The sequence below is a fragment of the Idiomarina sp. 28-8 genome, from assembly GCF_000320945.2.
GTDB lineage: Bacteria > Pseudomonadota > Gammaproteobacteria > Enterobacterales > Alteromonadaceae > Idiomarina > Idiomarina loihiensis.
This window is the reverse complement of sequence record NZ_DF266790.1, coordinates 369699-389141: the sequence shown is the minus strand read 5'-3', so window position 1 is coordinate 389141 and position 19443 is coordinate 369699. Positions and strand designations below refer to the sequence as shown.

The 19443-nt window shown below is 46.5% G+C and carries 20 protein-coding genes; 6 read left to right on the top strand and 14 right to left on the bottom strand.

Annotation, left to right across the window (positions count from 1 at the left end; all coding sequences use genetic code 11):
- Positions 1 to 16 precede the first annotated feature (16 nt).
- The 9 genes from bamA to rpsB form a co-directional block, all read right to left on the bottom strand.
- Positions 17 to 2518 (bottom strand): outer membrane protein assembly factor BamA, encoded by a 2502-nt coding sequence (bamA, locus tag RJ32_RS06630; RefSeq protein WP_034820452.1) that lies wholly within the window; start codon positions 2516 to 2518, stop codon positions 17 to 19.
- 31 nt (positions 2519 to 2549) lie between these two features.
- A complete protein-coding gene (gene rseP / locus RJ32_RS06625; RefSeq protein ID WP_034820449.1) occupies positions 2550 to 3905 on the bottom strand; it encodes a sigma E protease regulator RseP in 1356 nt (451 codons plus the stop codon).
- The gene (gene ispC, locus RJ32_RS06620) at positions 3902 to 5095 is read right to left on the bottom strand and encodes a 1-deoxy-D-xylulose-5-phosphate reductoisomerase (RefSeq protein WP_034820447.1); all 1194 of its coding nucleotides are present in this window, start codon (positions 5093 to 5095) and stop codon (positions 3902 to 3904) included. The genes rseP and ispC overlap by 4 nt, the downstream gene beginning before the upstream one ends.
- A 4-nt stretch (positions 5096 to 5099) precedes the next feature.
- On the bottom strand, positions 5100 to 5963 hold the full coding sequence (locus RJ32_RS06615; protein ID WP_034820446.1) for a phosphatidate cytidylyltransferase: 864 nt from the start codon (positions 5961 to 5963) through the stop codon (positions 5100 to 5102).
- 3 nt (positions 5964 to 5966) lie between these two features.
- On the bottom strand, positions 5967 to 6740 hold the full coding sequence (gene uppS, locus RJ32_RS06610) for a polyprenyl diphosphate synthase (RefSeq protein WP_034820444.1): 774 nt from the start codon (positions 6738 to 6740) through the stop codon (positions 5967 to 5969).
- A gap of 82 nt (positions 6741 to 6822) precedes the next feature.
- Positions 6823 to 7380 carry a ribosome recycling factor gene (gene frr, locus RJ32_RS06605; protein ID WP_011234093.1) on the bottom strand — a complete coding sequence of 186 codons (558 nt, stop codon included), beginning with the start codon at positions 7378 to 7380 and terminating at the stop codon, positions 6823 to 6825.
- Positions 7381 to 7411: 31 nt separating this feature from the next.
- Positions 7412 to 8146, bottom strand: coding sequence for a UMP kinase (gene pyrH, locus RJ32_RS06600; protein WP_016341299.1), 735 nt, complete (start codon positions 8144 to 8146; stop codon positions 7412 to 7414).
- A gap of 103 nt (positions 8147 to 8249) precedes the next feature.
- Entirely contained in the window at positions 8250 to 9128 is an 879-nt protein-coding gene (gene tsf / locus RJ32_RS06595; protein WP_034820442.1) for a translation elongation factor Ts, read from the bottom strand.
- Positions 9129 to 9143: 15 nt separating this feature from the next.
- On the bottom strand, positions 9144 to 9872 hold the full coding sequence (rpsB, locus tag RJ32_RS06590; RefSeq protein WP_011234096.1) for a 30S ribosomal protein S2: 729 nt from the start codon (positions 9870 to 9872) through the stop codon (positions 9144 to 9146).
- Positions 9873 to 10157: 285 nt separating this feature from the next.
- Between rpsB and map the strand changes: the two genes are divergently transcribed.
- From map to dapD, 3 genes are read left to right on the top strand one after another with little or no spacing between them, the layout of a single operon-like run.
- Positions 10158 to 10946: a type I methionyl aminopeptidase gene (map, locus tag RJ32_RS06585; RefSeq protein WP_034820440.1), complete on the top strand. Its 789-nt coding sequence runs from the start codon at positions 10158 to 10160 to the stop codon at positions 10944 to 10946.
- A gap of 21 nt (positions 10947 to 10967) precedes the next feature.
- On the top strand, positions 10968 to 13607 hold the full coding sequence (gene glnD / locus RJ32_RS06580; protein WP_034820438.1) for a [protein-PII] uridylyltransferase: 2640 nt from the start codon (positions 10968 to 10970) through the stop codon (positions 13605 to 13607).
- 9 nt (positions 13608 to 13616) lie between these two features.
- Positions 13617 to 14441: a 2,3,4,5-tetrahydropyridine-2,6-dicarboxylate N-succinyltransferase gene (dapD, locus tag RJ32_RS06575; RefSeq protein ID WP_034820436.1), complete on the top strand. Its 825-nt coding sequence runs from the start codon at positions 13617 to 13619 to the stop codon at positions 14439 to 14441.
- 3 nt (positions 14442 to 14444) lie between these two features.
- Here the strand turns inward: dapD and truC are convergent, their stop codons facing one another.
- On the bottom strand, positions 14445 to 15155 hold the full coding sequence (gene truC / locus RJ32_RS06570; protein ID WP_011234100.1) for a tRNA pseudouridine(65) synthase TruC: 711 nt from the start codon (positions 15153 to 15155) through the stop codon (positions 14445 to 14447).
- 2 nt (positions 15156 to 15157) lie between these two features.
- Positions 15158 to 15502, bottom strand: coding sequence for a YqcC family protein (locus tag RJ32_RS06565; RefSeq protein WP_011234101.1), 345 nt, complete (start codon positions 15500 to 15502; stop codon positions 15158 to 15160).
- Positions 15503 to 15595: 93 nt separating this feature from the next.
- On the opposite strand from RJ32_RS06565, the gene RJ32_RS06560 reads away from it, so the two are divergent.
- Together RJ32_RS06560 and RJ32_RS06555 are read left to right on the top strand one after the other, a co-directional pair.
- Positions 15596 to 16627 carry a DUF3549 family protein gene (locus tag RJ32_RS06560; RefSeq protein WP_034820421.1) on the top strand — a complete coding sequence of 344 codons (1032 nt, stop codon included), beginning with the start codon at positions 15596 to 15598 and terminating at the stop codon, positions 16625 to 16627.
- Complete coding sequence (locus RJ32_RS06555) at positions 16627 to 16935, top strand: DUF3301 domain-containing protein (protein WP_034820418.1); 309 nt, start codon at positions 16627 to 16629, stop codon at positions 16933 to 16935. Before RJ32_RS06560 ends, RJ32_RS06555 begins: the two co-directional genes overlap by 1 nt.
- On the opposite strand, the gene RJ32_RS06550 is transcribed toward RJ32_RS06555, so the two are convergent.
- The 3 genes from RJ32_RS06550 to syd all read right to left on the bottom strand — a co-directional run bounded on the left by RJ32_RS06550 (position 16909) and on the right by syd (position 18558).
- On the bottom strand, positions 16909 to 17223 hold the full coding sequence (locus RJ32_RS06550; protein WP_034820415.1) for a DUF962 domain-containing protein: 315 nt from the start codon (positions 17221 to 17223) through the stop codon (positions 16909 to 16911). The genes RJ32_RS06555 and RJ32_RS06550 overlap by 27 nt on opposite strands.
- 5 nt (positions 17224 to 17228) lie before the next feature.
- Positions 17229 to 17909, bottom strand: a complete 681-nt coding sequence (locus RJ32_RS06545) for a GNAT family N-acetyltransferase (protein WP_034820412.1) — start codon at positions 17907 to 17909, stop codon at positions 17229 to 17231.
- A 97-nt stretch (positions 17910 to 18006) separates the two neighbouring features.
- Entirely contained in the window at positions 18007 to 18558 is a 552-nt protein-coding gene (gene syd / locus RJ32_RS06540; RefSeq protein WP_034820408.1) for a SecY-interacting protein, read from the bottom strand.
- Positions 18559 to 18617: 59 nt separating this feature from the next.
- Here syd and queF point away from each other — a divergent pair, with 59 nt between their 5' ends.
- Entirely contained in the window at positions 18618 to 19442 is an 825-nt protein-coding gene (gene queF / locus RJ32_RS06535) for an NADPH-dependent 7-cyano-7-deazaguanine reductase QueF (protein WP_034820405.1), read from the top strand.
- Position 19443 lies beyond the last annotated feature (1 nt).

Sequence of the window (19443 nt, the reverse complement as noted above, 5' to 3'; positions counted from 1 at the left end):
TATTTAATTATTATTATCAGAATGTGGTTCCGATATTAAATGAGAACACTTGGGTTTCATCACCCTCAACTTCTTTCAAAGCCCGACCTAACGAGAAAGTTAATGGGCCCATTGGAGATATCCATTGCACTGACACACCAGCCGATGCACGGAAGTCCCCCGGCGAACTATAGTCGGTTAACGGTTGTGGACTGGTATTCTCCAAGTCCTTGTATCTATCGTAGTCGAATTCAGTATCCCAAACCATACCAAAATCAACAAAGACACTAGTTCGTATGCTATTACGCATACCCTCATCAACAAATGGCGTCGGTACAATCAGCTCCACTCCGCCAGACACTTTAGCGTTACCGCCTAAAGAGTAATTGTTTCGCACAAACAACTGCTGGTTACCCGTTTCTGAACTGTAGTTCGGTGTCGGCAACCCCGTAAAGTCCGGAATACCCTCTGAGTTGACCGACTCAGGTACAACATACACAGCTCTGGGGCCCACAGTGTTCGGTTCAAAACCACGTAAGTCACCCTGACCGCCAATACGGAAATACTCCCAGAACGGTAACAGGTAATCATTTCCAGCATCGTCTTCACCGTAACCGTTACCATAACCTAAATTCAGTCTGGTGAGAAATGACCACTGCTGGTCTCGACTTAATGGATAATAGTGTTTGTACTCATAGTTTAAACGAAAATACTTTACGTCACTAAATGGCGCTGAAACTTCAGCACTGGCACGCTGCGACGAACCACTTGTCGGGAACTGTCCTCGGTTTAATGTTACCCGTGACCACCCTGCGTTCAGTTCATAAATGTCGAAACTAATTGGCCTTTCCGGGTTCTGCTTATCTAGGTAAGAACGGTAAAACTGTTGAATTTGCTCAATACTCTGGTTCTGTGAATTCACACTCACTTCTTGGTTTTTATAACCAATACCAAAGTTTAAGCGGTTGATTTCATCAATTGGGAAGTTAAGTCCAGTCGATACCCCATAGGTTTTCTGGTTATAGTTTACGAGGTTTTGTGCATTCCCCGCGTCAAACTCACTCATATAAACCTGACCTGAGAGTCCAACGCCATTCATCGTGAAATAAGGGTCAGAATACGACACGCTGACGTTTTTATTAAACCGGCTGGTACTGATATTAAAACCAACCCGGTTACCGGTACCTAAAAAGTTGTTTTGCTGAACACCGGCATTAAGTTGCAGGCCAGAGTAATCGCCGTAACCAATACCGGCATTAAAGGAACCTGAAGGCTGCTCTTTAACCTTATAAGTCACATCAACCTGATCATCACTGTCTTCAACCCGTTCAGTAGACGTTTCTACAGTTTCGAAATACCCCAGACGCTGAAGACGAACTTTACCTTGCTCTATGTTGCTGTCAGACAACCAGGCACCTTCAAGTTGACGCATTTCGCGGCGTAACACCCGGTCTTTAGTCGCGCCATTGCCTTCAAAGTTAATATGACGAACATAGACACGTTTCCCGGGGTTTATCGAAAACGTAATTTTAACGGTTTTATCTTCGTCGTCGTGCTCAGGAATAGCCTTAACCTCTGGGTACGCATAACCATAGCGCCCATAAAAACGGCTAATCATATCTTCAATGTAAGTAACCTGTGCCGCGTTATAAAGCGTGCCTTCTTCTATTTTAGCGATTTTTCCGACCAGCTCGTCATGCCCTTTCAAGTCGCCAATAACGTCCGTTTCGCTAATATTGTATTTATCACCCTCATTCACATTAATGGTGATATAAATACCTTCACGATCCGGCGTCATAGAAACCTGTACAGACTCCACCCGAAAGCGCAAATAACCGCGGTCACGGTAGAATGACTCCAAGGTTTCCAGGTCACCGCTTAACTGTTGTTTCTGGTAACGCTTTTCACCTATAAAGTTCCACCATGGAAGGCTATCCCGAAGCTCAAAGGTATCCAGTAATAGCTCATCAGCGAACGCCTTGTTGCCCACAATGTTGATTTGCGCAATTTCAGCGGCATCGCCTTCTTCAAAATTCATGCGCAACTCAACACGGTTACGCGGCAAGTCCACGACCTGAACTTCTACCGAGGCATTGTATTTACCAACGCTGTGATAAAAGTCTTCCAGACCTTTTTCTATGCCTGAAATAGTGGTTCTGTCTAAAGGCTCACCAGTAACAATATTATTATCAACCAGGCTTTCCTGAAGCTGCTCGTCTTTAATATCGCTGTTACCTTCAAAGGTGATTTCGGCAATAGTTGGCCGTTCACTAACAGTGAAGATCAAAGTGTCTTCACTTCTGCGCGCATCGATATAGTCGAAATGAGTAGAAGAATACAGTGCACGAATAGCGCTGCGAATTTGCAGCTCGCTAACTTCGTCACCGACTCTCACCGGTATATAGGTTAACGCTGCGCCTAACGCAACACGTTGTAACCCTTTAACTTCAATATCTTCGACAACAAATTCATCTTGTGCGTAGGCTGGTGCTACTGCACCTGCAATCATGGCACTCACTAACAGCTTTTTAAACGTCATTATCACTAGCTACTTATTGTTAATTCGTGACTCAGAATGCGAAACGGGCGATGTCATTTGATATTGCTAACGCCATCAACGCGAATACCAGCACCCCACCAATCCTATAGCAAACGTCTTGCACTCTTTCGGATACCGGCTTACCACGCACCCATTCAATGCTGTAAAACATCAAATGACCGCCGTCCAATACCGGTAAAGGTAATAAATTAATAATCCCTAAATTGACACTTAACAGCGCCAAAAAACTTAAAAAATAAACGAATCCATTGCTGGCACTAACCCCAGCACCTTCGGCAATACTTAAAGGTCCTGCCAGGTTCTTTACAGAAACATCTCCGGTCAGCAGTTTACCTATCATTTTCACGCTAACAACCATCAATTCCCAAGTTTTTTCTGCGCCTTTCGCTAAGCCCCCGAAAAAACCGTATTGATGGGTGAAAACGTAATCCTCTGGCAACGGCTCTGTTACCGGAACTACGCCAAGGTAGCCTATGACACCATTTTGGCTTTCTCGTTCCCCTATTTGAACAGAAATTTGCTGCTCAACCTGGTTCCTCTCAACCGTAAATAAAACGTCCTGTCCCGCCGATTGAGCGATTATCTTACGTATTTCAGTCCAGCTTTCGACACTTTCATCACCAATTCGCGTGATTGTGTCACCTTCTTTTAAGCCACCAACTTCGGCTGGCGAGCCGCTTTCCACCTGACTAAGCTCGGTATACACAGCGGGTTGATACACCTCAATACCCAAACTACCAAAGGTCGATTCCGTTTCAGGATCAAACTGCCAGCCACTTAACTTCAGTGTCCGTTTAACTTCATCACCGTCCGGTGTTCTTAATGTGAGCACCGTTTCATCATCACCTATTGCTGACATAAGCCCCAACTGAACCTGTTGCCAGTCATAGGCTTCAACGTTATCAACTGAGAGAATTTCACTGCCTCTTTCAAGTTGAGCCTCAGCAGCAACAGAGTCGGCTTTTATGTCGCCGATAACCGGTTTCACCGTTGGTACACCAATACCAAACATCAACCATAAAACAGCAACGGCTAATACAAAGTTCGCAACCGGACCCGCAGCAACTATCGCGAAACGCTTGTAAACTGACTGTGCATTAAAGCTGACATCTCGTTCTTCCTCGCTGACATCATCAATGCGTTCGTCCAGCATGCGTACATAGCCGCCAAGAGGAATAATACCCAGTTGATAAACCGTGCCGTCTTTGCCTTTACGTTTCCATATAGCCCGGCCAAAACCGACCGAAAAAGTTAACACTTTTACGCCGCAACGGCGCGCAACCCAAAAGTGTCCAAACTCGTGAAAAGCAACTAAAATGCCCAGAGTTACAACGAAGGAAAAGAAATACCAAATTGCGTCTATCACTGTGCGTACTCCTGCAACCATTTATTGGCCGCTAAACGCGCTTGTTTATCTATGGCTAACAGCGTCTCTAAGCTGTCGGCCTCATCAGCTTGTATTGACTGCAATACCGAATCACAAACCTTTGCAATATCAGTAAAACCAACCTGTTCTTGTAAAAATGCTGCAACGGCAACTTCATTCGCCGCGTTTAAAGCCGTAGTAGCCCACTGCCCTTCCCAACACGCTTCTATCGCCAGTTGTAAACACGGATAACGTTGCGCTTCGGGCTGCTTAAAGGTCAGTTCGGCTATTTGAGTAAAATCTAAGCCAGCCACACCGCTTTCTAAACGCTCCGGATAACCCAGCGAATGGGCTATCGGTGTGCGCATGTCCGGCTCGCCCATTTGAGCAAGTACGGAACCGTCGGTGTATTGCACCATTGAGTGAATAACGCTCTGCGGGTGAATAACAACTTTGAGTTGGTCGCGTGAACAATTAAATAACCAACGAGCTTCAATGTATTCCAGCCCCTTGTTCAGCATGGTGGCGGAATCCACTGAAATTTTCCGGCCCATAGACCAGTTTGGGTGATTACAGGCTGCATTTGCGGTTTGTTGAGGCAACTCATTAAGGGGTAAATCGCGGAACGGGCCGCCTGACCCCGTTAACAATAAATACTGGATACCATGCTCAGCCAGAGCCATAGTACCGACCTGCTGCTGCGCCGCCTGGGGTAAACACTGAAAAATAGCGTTGTGCTCACTGTCGACTGGGATAATTCTAGCGCCGGAACGTTGTGCATGATCAATAAACAACTGACCACTCATAACCAAAGCTTCTTTGTTCGCCAGCAGTACGTCTTTACCTGCATCAATTGCAGCCAGTGTCGGTGATAGCCCGGCCGCACCGACTATAGCCGCCATAACCACATCCACCTCACCAGCCGAGCTCACCTCTGCTAAAGCCTGCTCTCCAGAAACAACCTGAGTTGGAGTCTGTTGACCGAGCAACGTTTTAAGCTCAGCAGCGGCATCTTGTGAGCCCATAACCACATATTGCGGATTATGCTTTACACAAAGCTCAGCCATAGCGCTAACCTGGCTATGGGCAGTTAAGGCAAAAACCTGAAAGTCATCCGGATGCCGCGAAAGAACATCCAATGTGTTTTGACCAATAGAGCCTGTTGCTCCCAAAACTGTAATTCGACGCATAGGTTTAATGCAAAAACTCCAGATAAGCTAAGGTGAAAATAGGCACTGCAGCGGTAAGACTGTCAATACGGTCAAGAATTCCCCCGTGCCCGGGTAAAATTGAACCGCTGTCCTTAACCCCTGCACTACGCTTAAACATGCTTTCGTTTAAATCACCAAATACTGAGGCAACCACAGTAAACAATCCGGTTAAGTAATAACCGGTAAACTGATCGGCCGGCACTTTAGTCCAGTGCGCCACAACCATCATCACCACAAAAGCTAAGGTCACACCACCACAAAGGCCTTCCATAGTTTTACCCGGGCTTACCGCTGGCATCATCTTATTACGGCCATAACGCACGCCGGCAAAATACGCACCAACATCAGCAGCCCAAACCAGCAGTAAAATAAAGAGAACAACCCAGCCACCAAAGAAACGCGACTCATCAATATCAATTGAGCGAACCGTGACTAATGCCGCCCAGGTAGGAATAAAAATTAACAAACCGAATACGCCGACAATGGCGCGGGTTCGCGACCACATACGTCGGCTGGAGGGGTAATTAACGATCATTGCCAACGCAACGACCCACCAGACACCGCCGGCTAAAATGGTGTAATAAATGAGTTTAGAGAGCTCGCCGCCCTCCCATAAATGCTCGTAGGGAGCCAGCCAGGACAACACGCCAATAATGGCACCGACAAATAAGGTGTAAGCGATACGCGCTGAAGTGCGGCGCACGCCCATTAGCGGAGACCATTCCCAGGCGCCCAGCATAAGGACCCCCTGAATAAAAAGAGCAAAGCCCCACAACGGCAGCATAAAAACACCGTACAGTGCCACCGGAACCAGCAATAGTGCTGTAATAATACGTTGTTTTAGCAAGTGTTATTCCTCTATCCGAGTTTCTATGCCTTGCATTAGCACGGTTAATTGTTCGCTCGTTAAACCAAAACGGCGTTCCCGTTGCGCAAAATCTGTAATGGCCTGAGCAAAAGCCGTATCGTCAAAGTCAGGCCATAAGACTGAGGTGAAATACAGTTCGGCATAAACCAGCTGCCATAAAAGAAAGTTACTGATACGATGTTCACCGCCTGTGCGAATGAGCAAGTCCGGCAATGGCTGGTCGGCCATCATCAATTCACCGGCTATTGTCTGTTCAGTAATTTCTGTCGGCTCTATTTCACCAGCTTTCACTTTCTCAGCTAACTTACGACTGGCTTGTGTAATATCCCACTGACCGCCGTAGTTTGCCGCTATGTTCAGATTAAGTCCGCTGTTCTTTCGCGTTTGCTCTTCTGCCTCGCTCATGCGCTTTTGCAAACGTTTTGAAAAAGCCTCTTTGTCACCAACTATGCGCAAGCGAATATCGTTGTCATCTAATTTTTTAATTTCGCTTTTCAGTACTGACATAAACAATTCCATCAATACCGAGACTTCAGTTGCCGGACGCTTCCAGTTTTCACTACTGAATGCGAATAAAGTCAGTGACTCAATACCGTTACGACGAGCGAAAGCAACTGCCTTGCGTACTGCCTCCGCGCCCGCTTTGTGGCCGAAGGTTCTTATTTTACCGCGTTGTTTCGCCCAGCGCCCGTTACCATCCATTATAATGGCAACATGCTTGGGGACTAACTGCTCAATTGACGGTAATTCTTTCATTCAATCTGCCGTAAACATTAAAAAACGCCGTGCGAGTATACCTGACACGGCGTCATAGACCAACGTAGGGAAGGTTTGATGGTTAAATTTCCATCAAATCCGCTTCTTTTGCTTTCAGAGCTTCATCAATTTGCTTCACGAATTTATCGGTCAGTTTTTGAATCTCTTCTTCAGCATTACGTTCTTCGTCTTCAGTAATTTCTTTTTCTTTTAGCAGGTCTTTAATATCACCATTCGCATCGCGACGAATATTACGTACCGCAATACGCCCGTTCTCAGCTTCGGCACGAACAATTTTAACTAAGTCGCGGCGACGCTCTTCTGTCAACGGAGGTAATGGAATACGGATAACTGCGCCTGCTGAGGCCGGATTCAGACCCAAATCAGAATTAATAATGGCTTTTTCAACTGCTGCTGAAGCTGACTTATCAAACACTGTCAGAGCCAGAGTTCTGGAATCCTCCGTGGTGATATTAGCTAACTGCTTAAGAGGCGTGTCAGTACCGTAGTAGTTCACCATGACACTGTCCAGTATACTCGGATGAGCACGGCCTGTGCGTACTTTTGACATTTGACTGCGCAGCGACTCAACACTTTTTTCCATGCGATCTTTAGCGTCTTCTATAGTTTCTTTTATCACTGTCTTATACCCTTTTATTCAATAACTGCGTTTACTCTGCGTTCTTGCTGATAAGTGTACCTTCTTCTTCACCCATTATCACGGCTCGTAAAGCACCCGGCTTATTCATATTAAACACCCGGATAGGTAAAGCGTGATCACGCGCCAGAGTAAATGCAGCTAAATCCATTACTTTTAACTGTTTTTCCAGTATATCATCGTAATTAATATGCTTATACAAAGTGGCATCCGGGTTACTCACTGGGTCATCGGAATATACTCCGTCAACCTTGGTTCCCTTAAGTACGACTTCAGCTTCAATTTCGATACCGCGCAAACAAGCGGCAGAATCTGTAGTAAAGAACGGGTTACCGGTTCCTGCAGAAAATATCACTACACGTCCTGATTTTAGCAAACTGATGGCTTCTGCCCAGTTGTAACTGTCACAGACCCCCGTCAATTCAATAGCTGACATTAAACGTGCGTTAACAAAGGCACGGTGTAAAGCGTCGCGCATAGCTAGACCATTCATTACAGTGGCCAACATGCCCATGTGGTCGCCCACAACCCGATTCATACCCGCTTTTGCTAAACCTTCTCCACGGAATAAGTTACCGCCTCCAATGACTAAACCAACCTGAACCCCAAGTTCAACCAATTCTTTAATTTCCTGCGCCATACGATCAAGTACTTTGGCGTCAATACCAAATGGCTCATCTCCCATAAGGGCTTCACCACTGAGTTTTAACAATATGCGTCGATAACTGGGTTTCGGATGGGTGCTCATCATTGCCTCTACTCTTTCCTTTAGTTTAAAAAAAACCGCGTCCTGAACGCTCAAGACGCGGTTTATAATTTTCTATTTCATGGGGCTGGTCGAGACCACGCTATTAGCCTTTACTCGCTGCCGCCACTTGTGCCTGAACTTCAGAAGCAAAATCTTCTTCTTTACGTTCAATACCTTCACCCACTTCAAAGCGAACGAAAGTAACAACATCAGCACCAGCTTTCTTCAGTAACTCACCAACAGTCATTGATGGATCTTTTACGAAAGGCTGACCTGTCAGGCTGATTTCACCGGTAAACTTACGCATACGGCCTTCAACCATTTTTTCAGCAATTTCTTTCGGCTTACCGCTTTGCATCGCGATATCAACCTGAATAGAACGCTCTTTTTCTACAACTTCAGCTGCAACGTCTTCAGGCTTAACGAATTGCGGGCTGCTTGCAGCAACGTGCATGCACAGGTCGCGAGCCAGATCTTCGTCACCGCCGGTTAAAGCAACAGCAACACCAATGCGGGCACCGTGAGTATAAGTCGCAACAACGTCGCCAGCTTCAAGAGTTTGAACACGACGAACGTTCATGTTCTCACCAATTTTAGCGACTAAGTCTTCACGAGTTTTCTCTACAGTCTGACCGTCGATGTCAGTAGTTTTTAATGCTTCAACGTCATTTTCTTTGTTAGCAAATGCGGCGTTAATAACTTTATCGCCGAATGCCAGGAAGCTGTCATCGCGAGCAACAAAGTCGGTCTCACAGTTCAGTTCAACCAAAGTTGCCTGGTTACCTTCAGATTTAACTAAGATAACGCCTTCAGCCGCAACACGGCCTGCTTTTTTAGCTGCTTTTGCCTGACCGCTCTTGCGCATCAGTTCAATTGCCGCTTCCATATCACCGTCGACTTCCTGCAATGCTTTTTTGCAGTCCATCATGCCAGCGCCTGTGCGCTCGCGCAGTTCTTTAACTAGAGCTGCTGTAATAGCCATGATTCTATTCCTCGATTATTCAGTTGCTTCGACGAAATCGTCAGAGTCTTTCGCTTCAACTTGCGCTGTACGTGCTTCTTTTACCGCTTCAGCAGCAGTGTTCAAGTATAATTGAACCGCACGGATTGCGTCATCGTTACCTGGAACAATGTAGTCCACACCGTCAGGGTTAGAGTTTGTATCCACAACAGAAACAACTGGAATGCCCAGGTTATTTGCTTCTTTAATAGAGATGTGTTCGTGATCAGCGTCGATAACAAACAGAACGTCAGGTAAGCCGCCCATGTTTTTGATACCGCCTAAGCCTTTTTCCAGCTTTTCCATTTCACGAGTATTAACCAAAGCTTCTTTCTTGGTCAGTTTCTCGAAAGTACCGTCCTGGCTCATTGTTTCAAGGTCTTTTAAACGCTTGATTGATTGACGAACTGTTTTCCAGTTAGTCAACATGCCGCCTAACCAACGGTGGTTTACATAGTACTGACCACAGTTAATGGCTGCTTCTTTAACCGCTTCAGCTGCTGCGCGCTTAGTACCAACAAACAGGATTTTACCTTTGTTAGAAGCAACGTGCTGCATATAGCTCAACGCGTCGTTGAACATAGGCACAGTTTTTTCGAGGTTAATGATATGAATTTTGTTACGAGCACCAAAAATGTAAGGTTTCATTTTTGGGTTCCAGAAACGAGTTTGGTGACCGAAGTGGACACCCGCTTTCAGCATGTCACGCATTGACACGTTAGCCATAATATTTTCCTTTTTAGGGGGTTAAGCCTCCATACATCCCATAAGCCGACCTGTTCTTAGACAAGCACCCCGCCTTATGTGTCGATGTATGTGTGGATTATAATTTACATACAAGTGTACTTTGTTGGCATAAGGCCAAAAAAGCGTGCGTTTTATACCATAAAGCCGAGCCCTGCACAACAAAAAACCTTCGCTAACTTCAGCTTTGACCCACCTCAAAGATAGCGAATTTTATCAGTCACTGTTAAACTGTCGGCTTTTCCAGCAGTCATGGACAGGTAGAGAATGACCATCTCAATTAAGACACCCGAAGAAATCGAAAAAATGCGCGCCGCAGGCAAACTCGCCGCCAGTGTGCTTGAAATGATTGGTGAGTACGTCAAACCAGGCGTAACTACGGAAGAACTGGATGATATCTGCCATAAGTACATCACGGATCATAACGCCTATCCAGCACCATTAAACTATCACGGTTTCCCTAAATCGATATGTACGTCCGTTAACCATTGTGTCTGTCATGGTATTCCTGGCCCCAAAAAACTGAAAGACGGCGATATCATGAATATTGACGTTACCGTTAAACTGGATGGTTACCATGGCGACACCTCAAAAATGTTTGTTGTGGGTAAACCCTCAATAATGGCTGAGCGATTAATTAAGGTAACTCAGGAGTCGCTTTATAAAGCTATAGAAATGGTTAAACCGGGTATCAAACTGGGTGACTTTGCTGAAGTTATTCAGAAACACGCCGAAGGTCATGGCTATTCTATCGTTCGTGAGTATTGCGGTCACGGTATTGGCTCCGTATTCCACGAAGACCCACAAATTCTGCATTACGGTGAGGCGGGTACTGGCGAAGAGTTAAAAGCCGGTATGTGTTTCACTATTGAACCTATGGTCAATGTTGGTAAGCGTCACACAAAATTAATGAAAGACGGCTGGACCGTACTGACGAAAGACCGCAGCTTAAGTGCACAGTGGGAACATACATTATTAGTTACCGATAACGGTGTTGAAGTACTGACACTGCGCAGTGATGAGCCCGACTTAGCGCGAGTTATCGAGCACAGCTAACGCATTTGCAGGGGAGAGCCTATGGCTAACGTTCAAGAAGATAAAGACTTTCACGGGCGCTGGCCTGACCGAACCCTGCAACCTTGCCTAAAAGACTACAAAGCGCTTTTAGAAAGTTACCAAAACTGGTCCGCAGCACGTTTTGTCACCGCCGATATTGATGAGCTGGTTCATCACCGTGCGACCTTTTTTGACCAGTTAATTGGTCAGTTGTGGCAGCAATTTCAGCTTGATGGCGAACCGGCAAGCATCTTAGCTGTGGGCGGTTATGGTCGTGAAACTCTGCACCCCGGGTCGGACATCGACCTGCTCATTTTAGTTGGCCCTGAAAATGCTGAAGCCGAAGCTAAGTTGTCTGAAAAGCTCGGACAGTTTGTTACCTTTTTATGGGACCTGCACCTGGATATCGGCCATTCGGTACGTACTATTGAAGATTGCTTCGCTCAGTCAGAAAACGATATCACGATAGCCACAAACCTTATTGAAAGCCGATACCTTTCAGGGGCTGAGTCGCTCTACAATGAATTTCATCAACAGTTGTTAAATGACTTTCCCTGGTCTAGTCGCGATTTCTATCAGGCCAAGTTGGATGAACAGAAGCAGCGCCACCAGCAATACCACAGCACATCTTATAACCTGGAACCGAATATTAAATCGAGTCCCGGTGGGCTCCGTGATATTCAGACCGTAGGCTGGATTGCTAAGCGTCACTTCCGTACTCACTCGGATGAAAACCTGGTTGAGTACGGTTATATGACAGCCGATGAATTCGTTGAATTGCGCGACTGCATGAACTGGCTATGGCGCATACGCTTTGCCCTTCATCTGGAAGCAGGTAAACGCGAAGACCGCTTACTCTTTGACTTTCAGCCAGGCGTTGCTGTTCGCCTGGGCTATGGTAATGAAGGTAAAGCATCCGTTGAAACCATGATGAAAGATTACTTTAAAGTGGTCTTACGCGTCAGCGAGCTTAACCAGATGCTTCTGCAGTTTTTTCATCAGGCGATATTAGGAACACAGGACTTACAACACGCTGAACATATTAGCGATGACTTTGCGGTTGCGAATAAACTGTTAACAGCACGCCACGACAATGTATTCGATAATCACTGTAATATTATCCGCGCTTTTGTCTGCATTGCGGAACATCCGCAAATAAAAGGCATACACTCGAATACCATACGTTTACTCAGAAATGCCCGAGCCCAATTAAGCGAACCGCTAAGCCATGACCCAGAATGCCGCGACTTATTCAATCAGCTGATTCAGCATCCCAGAGGCTGTGGTTTGTCCTTTGCACTGATGCATCACCACAGTGTACTGGCAAGTTACCTGTCGCAGTGGCAACAAATTGTCGGACAAATGCAGTTTGACCTTTTTCACGCCTACACAGTAGATGAACACACCTTTCGTTTAGTGAGAAACTTATACCGCTTTAGTGACGAAGATTATCAGGATCAATTTCCGCTGTGCGAAAAGCTCGTTGCGCAAATGGATCGACGTTATTGCCTGTATCTGGCGGGTATCTTCCACGACATAGCTAAAGGTCGCGGCGGTGATCACTCAGAGCTTGGCGAAATGGATGCGCGTAATTTTTGCCACCAACATGGTTACAGCGAAGAAGACGCCGAATTAGTTGCCTGGCTGGTGCGGCATCATTTAACCATGTCGGTTACCGCGCAAAAGCGGGATATTCATGACCCTGAAGTTATTCAGGACTTTGCCAATCAAGTTTCGACGCTCGAGCGGCTCGATTACCTTTACTGTCTTACGGTGGCAGATATTCGGGCAACTAACCAGTCACTGTGGAACAACTGGAAAGCAACTTTACTGGAAGAGCTTTATAACGCCACTTCTTACTTGCTGCAGCAGGACAGTAATAAGCCTACTCTGGATATTCGCCAAAGAATTAATGAAAATAAAGCCAGTGCAATGGCCTTGCTACTAAGTGCAGGCTTTGAAAAAGCGGAAATTCTGGCTTTATGGGGACGTTTTACCGCAGACTATTTCTTCCGCCATACGGCAGAGCAAATCAGTTGGCATTCACAGCATATTCTGAACCTGCCAAGCGAGCAGTTGCCGCTCATTCTCATTGGAGACGAAAATAACTACGGCACAACTGAGTTGTTTATCTACCATCACGAAGAGGGTCATTTGTTTGCCTCAGTTGCCGGTGTTCTCGACAGTCAGCAACTCAACATTCTGGACGCCCAAATTCTGGCTACCCGCGATGGCTTTGTTATGGATACCTTTGTGGTACTACAACGAGATGGCAAACCGTTAACAGAGCCTCATCGTATTGAAGAGGTAAAACAACAATTGCTGGATGTTCTGCATAAACGGATACCCGTTCCCAGCACTAAGCGGCCATTGTCGCGTCGCATGAAGAACTTTTCGGTGGCAACTGAGGTCACTTTTATACCCAGTAAACACCACGGCCGTACCACCTTCGAGCTGGTGACACTGGACAGGCCGGGGCTTATTGCTAAACTTGCCGCTATTTTACAACAACAGAACGTTATCCTGCTGGCAGCGAAAATCACGACTATAGGCGAGCAGGCAGAAGATTTATTTATTGTCACTACCGAGCAGCAAACCGCCCTTAGCGACAAACAGAAAAAAACATTGAAAGCAAAAATTATCAAAGACCTGGAGTTTTAAATTCTTATCATGGAAAACATAAAGCAGCGCATCATCGATGCATTTGAACAACGTGATCAAATCAATGCCCGTACCGACAACGATGACCTTCGTGAAGCTGTGCGTTACGTTATCGACGAAATTGACCGCGGTGAGTTACGGGTAGCCGAAAAAATTTCCGGTGAGTGGGTTGTTCATCAATGGCTGAAGAAAGCGGTTCTGTTGTCATTTCGCTTAAACGACAACGACCTGATTGAAGGCGGAGAAACCCGCTTCTGGGACAAAGTACCGGCCAAATTTGCTGACTATGACAGTGCCCGTTTCCGCGCCGAAGGCATGCGTGTTGTACCACCCGCGATGGTTCGTAAAGGTGCCTTTATTGGCCGCAACGTTGTCGTAATGCCATCGTACGTTAATATTGGTGCATACGTTGGTGAAGGCACTATGGTGGATACCTGGGCTACCGTGGGCTCCTGTGCGCAAATTGGTAAAAATGTTCATTTGTCCGGCGGCGTAGGCATCGGTGGTGTTCTGGAGCCGCTGCAGGCCAACCCAACCATTATTGAAGACAACTGCTTTATCGGTGCGCGCTCAGAGATTGTAGAAGGCGTTATTGTTGAAGAAGGCGCGGTGATTTCCATGGGCGTTTACATTGGCCAGAGTACCCGTATTTATGACCGCGAAAATGACCGCATTTTATATGGTCGCGTACCTTCAGGTTCCGTTGTTGTACCGGGTTCCTTGCCTTCCGCAAATGGAACGCACAGTCTTTACGCTGCTATCATTGTTAAGCGGGTTGATGCTAAAACTCGTGCCAAAGTCGGTATCAATGCCCTGCTACGCAGCGCGGAATAACTTTTACTTAAGAAATGGCTGGTGAAACTCATCCGGCAGTGGTATTTCCAAATTTATGGACTCGCCACTGACCGGATGTTTAAAGCTAAGTCCAGTCGCTGCCAGCAGTAAACGGTGACAATTAAAGTGCTCGCGAAAGAAGTTATTATGCCGTCCATCACCATGGTTAGTATCACCGACAATGGGATGCCGAATGTGTGCCATGTGTCGACGTAATTGATGCTTGCGCCCCGTTTCCGGTTGCATCTGAACCAGTGAATACCGTGTGGTGTCATGTTTTTTACTGACTTTATAAGGCAGTTCAATCTGCTTTAAACATTGATAATGCGTTACCGCCGGCTGCTTATCTTTATCCGGATCCGCGTCTTTATCAGCAAGCTTATCCAGTTCTTCTTTCAGCGCGTAATCGATAGTACCGTTTTCTGGTACGTAGCCTCGGACCACAGCGTGGTATGTTTTGCTCACTTCGCGCGCGGTCAGTTGCTCTGTCAGAGTACGGGCGACATCGCTGTTTAAGCCAAAGATCAACAAACCGGATGTAGGGCGATCTAAACGATGAACAGGGTAAACGTGGCAGCCAAGTTGATTCCGCAGCATCTGCATTGCAAACTCGCGGGCACCGCTGGCTATACGGCTTCGATGAACCAATAAGCCACTGGGCTTATTAATAACGGCAAGGTGCTCATCCAGATAAACAACTTCTAACTGACTCACCGTTAAACATCTTCCTGCAAGGGGTCAGTTCCGCTGAGCAACACATCAAATTCACGTATCAGTGCAATAAGTTGTTCGTATTGTTCCAGCTCGCTGCGGTAGATATGCGCAGCCATGGGGCTAACGGCAATACCCTCAGGCAAAGGGCGCTTGCTATCCACTAAGGCCCACATTCGGGGAAGCATAATAAACTGCAGCCACTGATGAAACTCCAGCGTGTCGACAGCAAAAGGCTGCTGACTCTCCAACGCCTGCACCGGCGGGTGGTGAGACTGCCATAAGCCAAGACTGTTCAGTTCACGCTCTATTCTATCCAGCAATCGAGCGGCTTTCTGATACTGCTCCATATCAGACTCCGTTACCACATCATTGTATAAACCGATATAATGGCGCCATAGTGATTTAATACGCCTTAAAATTCAAGCAAAAAGGGAGCGCCTGTGTCAGCACCGACCATCACCACCTTGGGTGAGTTTTTGCAAGCCGGCCAAGCCGAATACAAAATATTTGATATTGGCAGATGCCTTACGGAGCTGTCTCAAGAAGAGTTTGCAGCCATTGAGCAACAACAACGTCCATACCCTTACCCCATTGCGCGGCAGGCTCAATTGGCGATACTGTTCCAGCATAAACAACATGATCAACAGCCTTTTATTTGGTTTTTGCAATTTCCGTTGGACGAGCGCGGGCTTTTAAATATAGCCGCACGCAATCAATATCTGGAGTACGTGGTCAATGCATTGGGCCATGAAATTACCGGAGAAATGACCGAGGAGCAGCAAAAACAACTGCAGCAAAACCCTTATTTATTAACGCCGAATGAGCAACAGCGCGCGGCTTTGCATGCCAGGGTTCAGCGCCAGCAAAATTTGTCGCCGTCTATACATTTTGAAACGGCGGAAGCGTATTTGAGGCAACCTGAAAACGGCATAGACTGGCAACAAATAGGCGTACAGGGGTTACACGACTGCTCTGCCCGCTTAGAACAATTGCCCGAACTGAGCAAAGCCATAGCAACCCATTTCTCTCATTACCCGAGTGCTGTGCGCCAGCCGTTAGCGATTGCGCTTGAGCAACAAAGCCTGACCCCACCGGTAAGAGACGCTCTGCTGCAGAACCTCGATAGCAGTAATGCTCAACTGTGCACTGACAGTTTGCGCGCGCTGGCCTCAGCGTCAGCTCATCCTCGGGTACAAAAAGCAATAAACAAGCTGGTTCCAAATGCCAATGCCGATCAGCTCGTTGTTATTGCTGCGCGTTTATGGTCAGTGCTTTGCGAAGAACAAAATCTGTTGCGCTACTTGGACGCCATCGCAAAGCTTGATAACTCATTATTTGATGCATTATTCCAGGATATTATTGCCCTGCCGGACATACGTCCGTTACTGTTATCCATTATTGCTCAACAAAAACAGTCTGCGGCGGTTAATGAAGCATTAAACCGATTAAAACAACAGACTCAGGGAAGCTAATGAATTTACTCGATGTCATTGTTTTACTGGTGCTGGTAACAGCAATATGGGTGTTCTGGCAACATCGACAACAGTCAGAAAGTGCGCAAAAGCATGCGGTATTTTACTGTAAGCAGCAAGGGCTTCAGTTTTTAGACATTCGTCGCGAAGAGACACGTTGGTCATTTAAAGGCAGCCAACCGGGCTGGCGTAGTACCTTTAAAATGGGCTTTTGCAGCGACGGCGAAACTCGTTATGAAGGCGACTTAACCCTTCATAACCAGCGTTTGGTAGGCGTTGAATTACCGCCCTTTAGAATTCCCGCTTAATAACCGGACCCAGGCGTCTTTATACATAACCCAGTCACCCATTAAACTATACAAAGGATACTGGAAAGTGGCTGGTTTATTCTTTTCAAAAATAAAGTGACCGAGCCAGGCAAAGCCATAACCAATAATCGGCACGGCTAACAACCACCAATAGCTTGCACTAACTAGCGCATAAAAAAGTACAACTAAAACCAGGGTACTTCCAATATAGTGCAGCACCCGGCAGCGTTTATCGCTGTGCTCCCGTAAATAATAAGGATAAAACTCCTTAAAACTGGAATAACTCATTTTACTCAGCCTTGCTGCCGTTCATAGAACAGGACTTCACCGGGCAGCTTTTCAACTTCGATCTGAGCTTGTATGCGGTAGCCGCGCTTTTTAAAAAAAGCCTGATAATCCGAACGAGTGACGTAAACCGCTATCCCTTGTGATTCCGGGTCTTCTTCGAAAACCGCTTTGGCAGCTTCAACAAGTAAGTGCCCCACGCCCTGCGACTGATATTGTGGTGCTACCGCAATAAATGCCAGCATATGGTAAGGCACATCCGGCATCGCTTCCTGAATTAAGCGTTCCTTTTCAAGTACCTGTTTCGTACTCAAAAAACCAGCCGTGAGCAACATGCTTATCCGCCAGTGCCAGAAACGCCCGGGACCAAAGCTTTTGCCAGGACGGGTAAGACATGCGACACCTAATAGTGTGCCGCCGTCTCGAATACCAATAATAGGTTGTCCGCTTTCCCAGAAAGCGTTCAAGTCTTCCCGGATAGCCGCCCGTAAACGCTTATCGTAGTCAGGTTTGTCTGACCGGAAAATCTTTTGCAGCAATTCATCATCGTAATAAGTCTGGAACAAAAGCGAGGCCGCTAATTTCAAGTCTTCAGCAACAAGATAAACCAGCTCGCCCTGAACATGCTCACTGCTGTTTTCACCTGCCTCATCAATTTCGCTTTCTGTTTTTTCTGTCAGACCCTGCATAGTGAATAGCCAATTGTTAGTTTTTCATAACACCAACTTAACCATTTTTCGGAAGTCTGTCGAGAGCCATTTATCCGCTATTCCGGCAAAGCTGTCATCAAGAGTTTTTGCCTGCATCAACTTGAGGCTGACAATTCTCAAGCCAGTCAGCCAATGAGTCAGACAGAACTTCGTGTTGTTCCTTACCTACCCACTCAAGTCCAACCGCACCACTTTGGTTATCTAGGGTTACCAACAAGCCGTCATCCTCGCTACCTAAACCAATAAAGACCGTTTCAGGTTGTTTCAAACGACGCTTCATTAAAATGTGACCAGTAATATTCTCTAATAAACGTTCACCATCTTCTGCACTCTGCGTCTGTAGCAAGCTAATTTCGTGCCCCTGATAATCAAGCGCAAGATCTCCTGAGTACCAGCGGCCAAACAAAGTTTTAATACTCTCATGGAAACTCATTTCCAGAGCACTCTCAAGATCATCAAAGTTTAGCGCTTCGGGTTGCCGGCACGGCGTCCATTCAACCGTATTCTCATCAATAACAGTTCCGTAAATTGGGCTATTCCACTCTTCTACATATTCTGTGTAGCGCACAGGAACATTTTCCTGGTAGCGCGTTATTAGTGCATCGATTGATTCTTCTAACGTCTTCATCTGGTACTTACACCTCAGAAAATTTACAATACAGCCATTGTACTTACGGAGCGACTTAAATGCCAAAGAAGGACGCACTAGACCATTTATCTCTGGGTCAGCACACCGACTACCCGAATGAATATGACCCGAAGCAGCTGCAACCAGTACCCCGCTCACTGAATCGGGAACCCATAGGGCTTAAAGACAAGCTACCTTTTTCGGGTGTGGATTTATGGACCGGTTATGAAATTTCCTGGCTAAATGCAAACGGACTTCCACAGGTTGCGGTAGGTTATTTTGTAGTGCCTGCCGAAAGTCCTAATCTGGTCGAATCCAAGTCGTTTAAGCTATACTTAAACAGCTTCAATGACTCGCGTTTTGACACTTGGGAGCAGGTGCAACAACTGATGGAAACCGACCTGTCCGCTTGTGCCGGTGCGCAGGTTGAAGTCAAGCTGGAACATTTATCTGAGCTGGAAGGTAAATCCGTGGCGACTTTCCCGGGTCATTGCATTGACGATCAGGATATTAGTATTTCGCATTACGACTATCAGCCGTCACTACTTGCTACAGAACAAAATGACACAGAAGAAGAGCTACACAGTCATCTGTTAAAATCGAACTGTCTGATAACCAATCAACCCGACTGGGGTTCGGTTTACATTCATTATCAGGGTCCGAAGTTGGATCGCGCTGCGCTGCTGGCTTATCTGGTGTCATTCAGACGCCATAACGAATTCCACGAGCAATGCGTTGAGCGCATTTATCAGGACTTGAAAGCACTAGGAATGAAGAAGTTGACGGTTTATGCCCGTTACACTCGTCGTGGCGGCCTGGACATAAACCCATTTCGTTCAGACTTCGAGCCAGCGCTGCAAATGCAACGCATGGCCCGACAATAAC

Bases quoted from the DNA above. Each gene is read 5' to 3' on its own strand.
- bamA (WP_034820452.1), bottom strand. From the start codon at position 2,518: ATGACGTTTAAAAAGCTGTTAGTGAGTGCCATGATTGCAGGTGCAGTA.
- ispC (WP_034820447.1), bottom strand. From the start codon at position 5,095: ATGCGTCGAATTACAGTTTTGGGAGCAACAGGCTCTATTGGTCAAAAC.
- uppS (WP_034820444.1), bottom strand. From the start codon at position 6,740: ATGAAAGAATTACCGTCAATTGAGCAGTTAGTCCCCAAGCATGTTGCC.
- pyrH (WP_016341299.1), bottom strand. From the start codon at position 8,146: ATGAGCACCCATCCGAAACCCAGTTATCGACGCATATTGTTAAAACTC.
- tsf (WP_034820442.1), bottom strand. From the start codon at position 9,128: ATGGCTATTACAGCAGCTCTAGTTAAAGAACTGCGCGAGCGCACAGGC.
- rpsB (WP_011234096.1), bottom strand. From the start codon at position 9,872: ATGGCTAACGTGTCAATGCGTGACATGCTGAAAGCGGGTGTCCACTTC.
- map (WP_034820440.1), top strand. From the start codon at position 10,158: ATGACCATCTCAATTAAGACACCCGAAGAAATCGAAAAAATGCGCGCC.
- glnD (WP_034820438.1), top strand. From the start codon at position 10,968: ATGGCTAACGTTCAAGAAGATAAAGACTTTCACGGGCGCTGGCCTGAC.
- dapD (WP_034820436.1), top strand. From the start codon at position 13,617: ATGGAAAACATAAAGCAGCGCATCATCGATGCATTTGAACAACGTGAT.
- RJ32_RS06565 (WP_011234101.1), bottom strand. From the start codon at position 15,502: ATGGAGCAGTATCAGAAAGCCGCTCGATTGCTGGATAGAATAGAGCGT.
- RJ32_RS06555 (WP_034820418.1), top strand. From the start codon at position 16,627: ATGAATTTACTCGATGTCATTGTTTTACTGGTGCTGGTAACAGCAATA.
- RJ32_RS06550 (WP_034820415.1), bottom strand. From the start codon at position 17,223: ATGAGTTATTCCAGTTTTAAGGAGTTTTATCCTTATTATTTACGGGAG.
- RJ32_RS06545 (WP_034820412.1), bottom strand. From the start codon at position 17,909: ATGCAGGGTCTGACAGAAAAAACAGAAAGCGAAATTGATGAGGCAGGT.
- syd (WP_034820408.1), bottom strand. From the start codon at position 18,558: ATGAAGACGTTAGAAGAATCAATCGATGCACTAATAACGCGCTACCAG.
- queF (WP_034820405.1), top strand. From the start codon at position 18,618: ATGCCAAAGAAGGACGCACTAGACCATTTATCTCTGGGTCAGCACACC.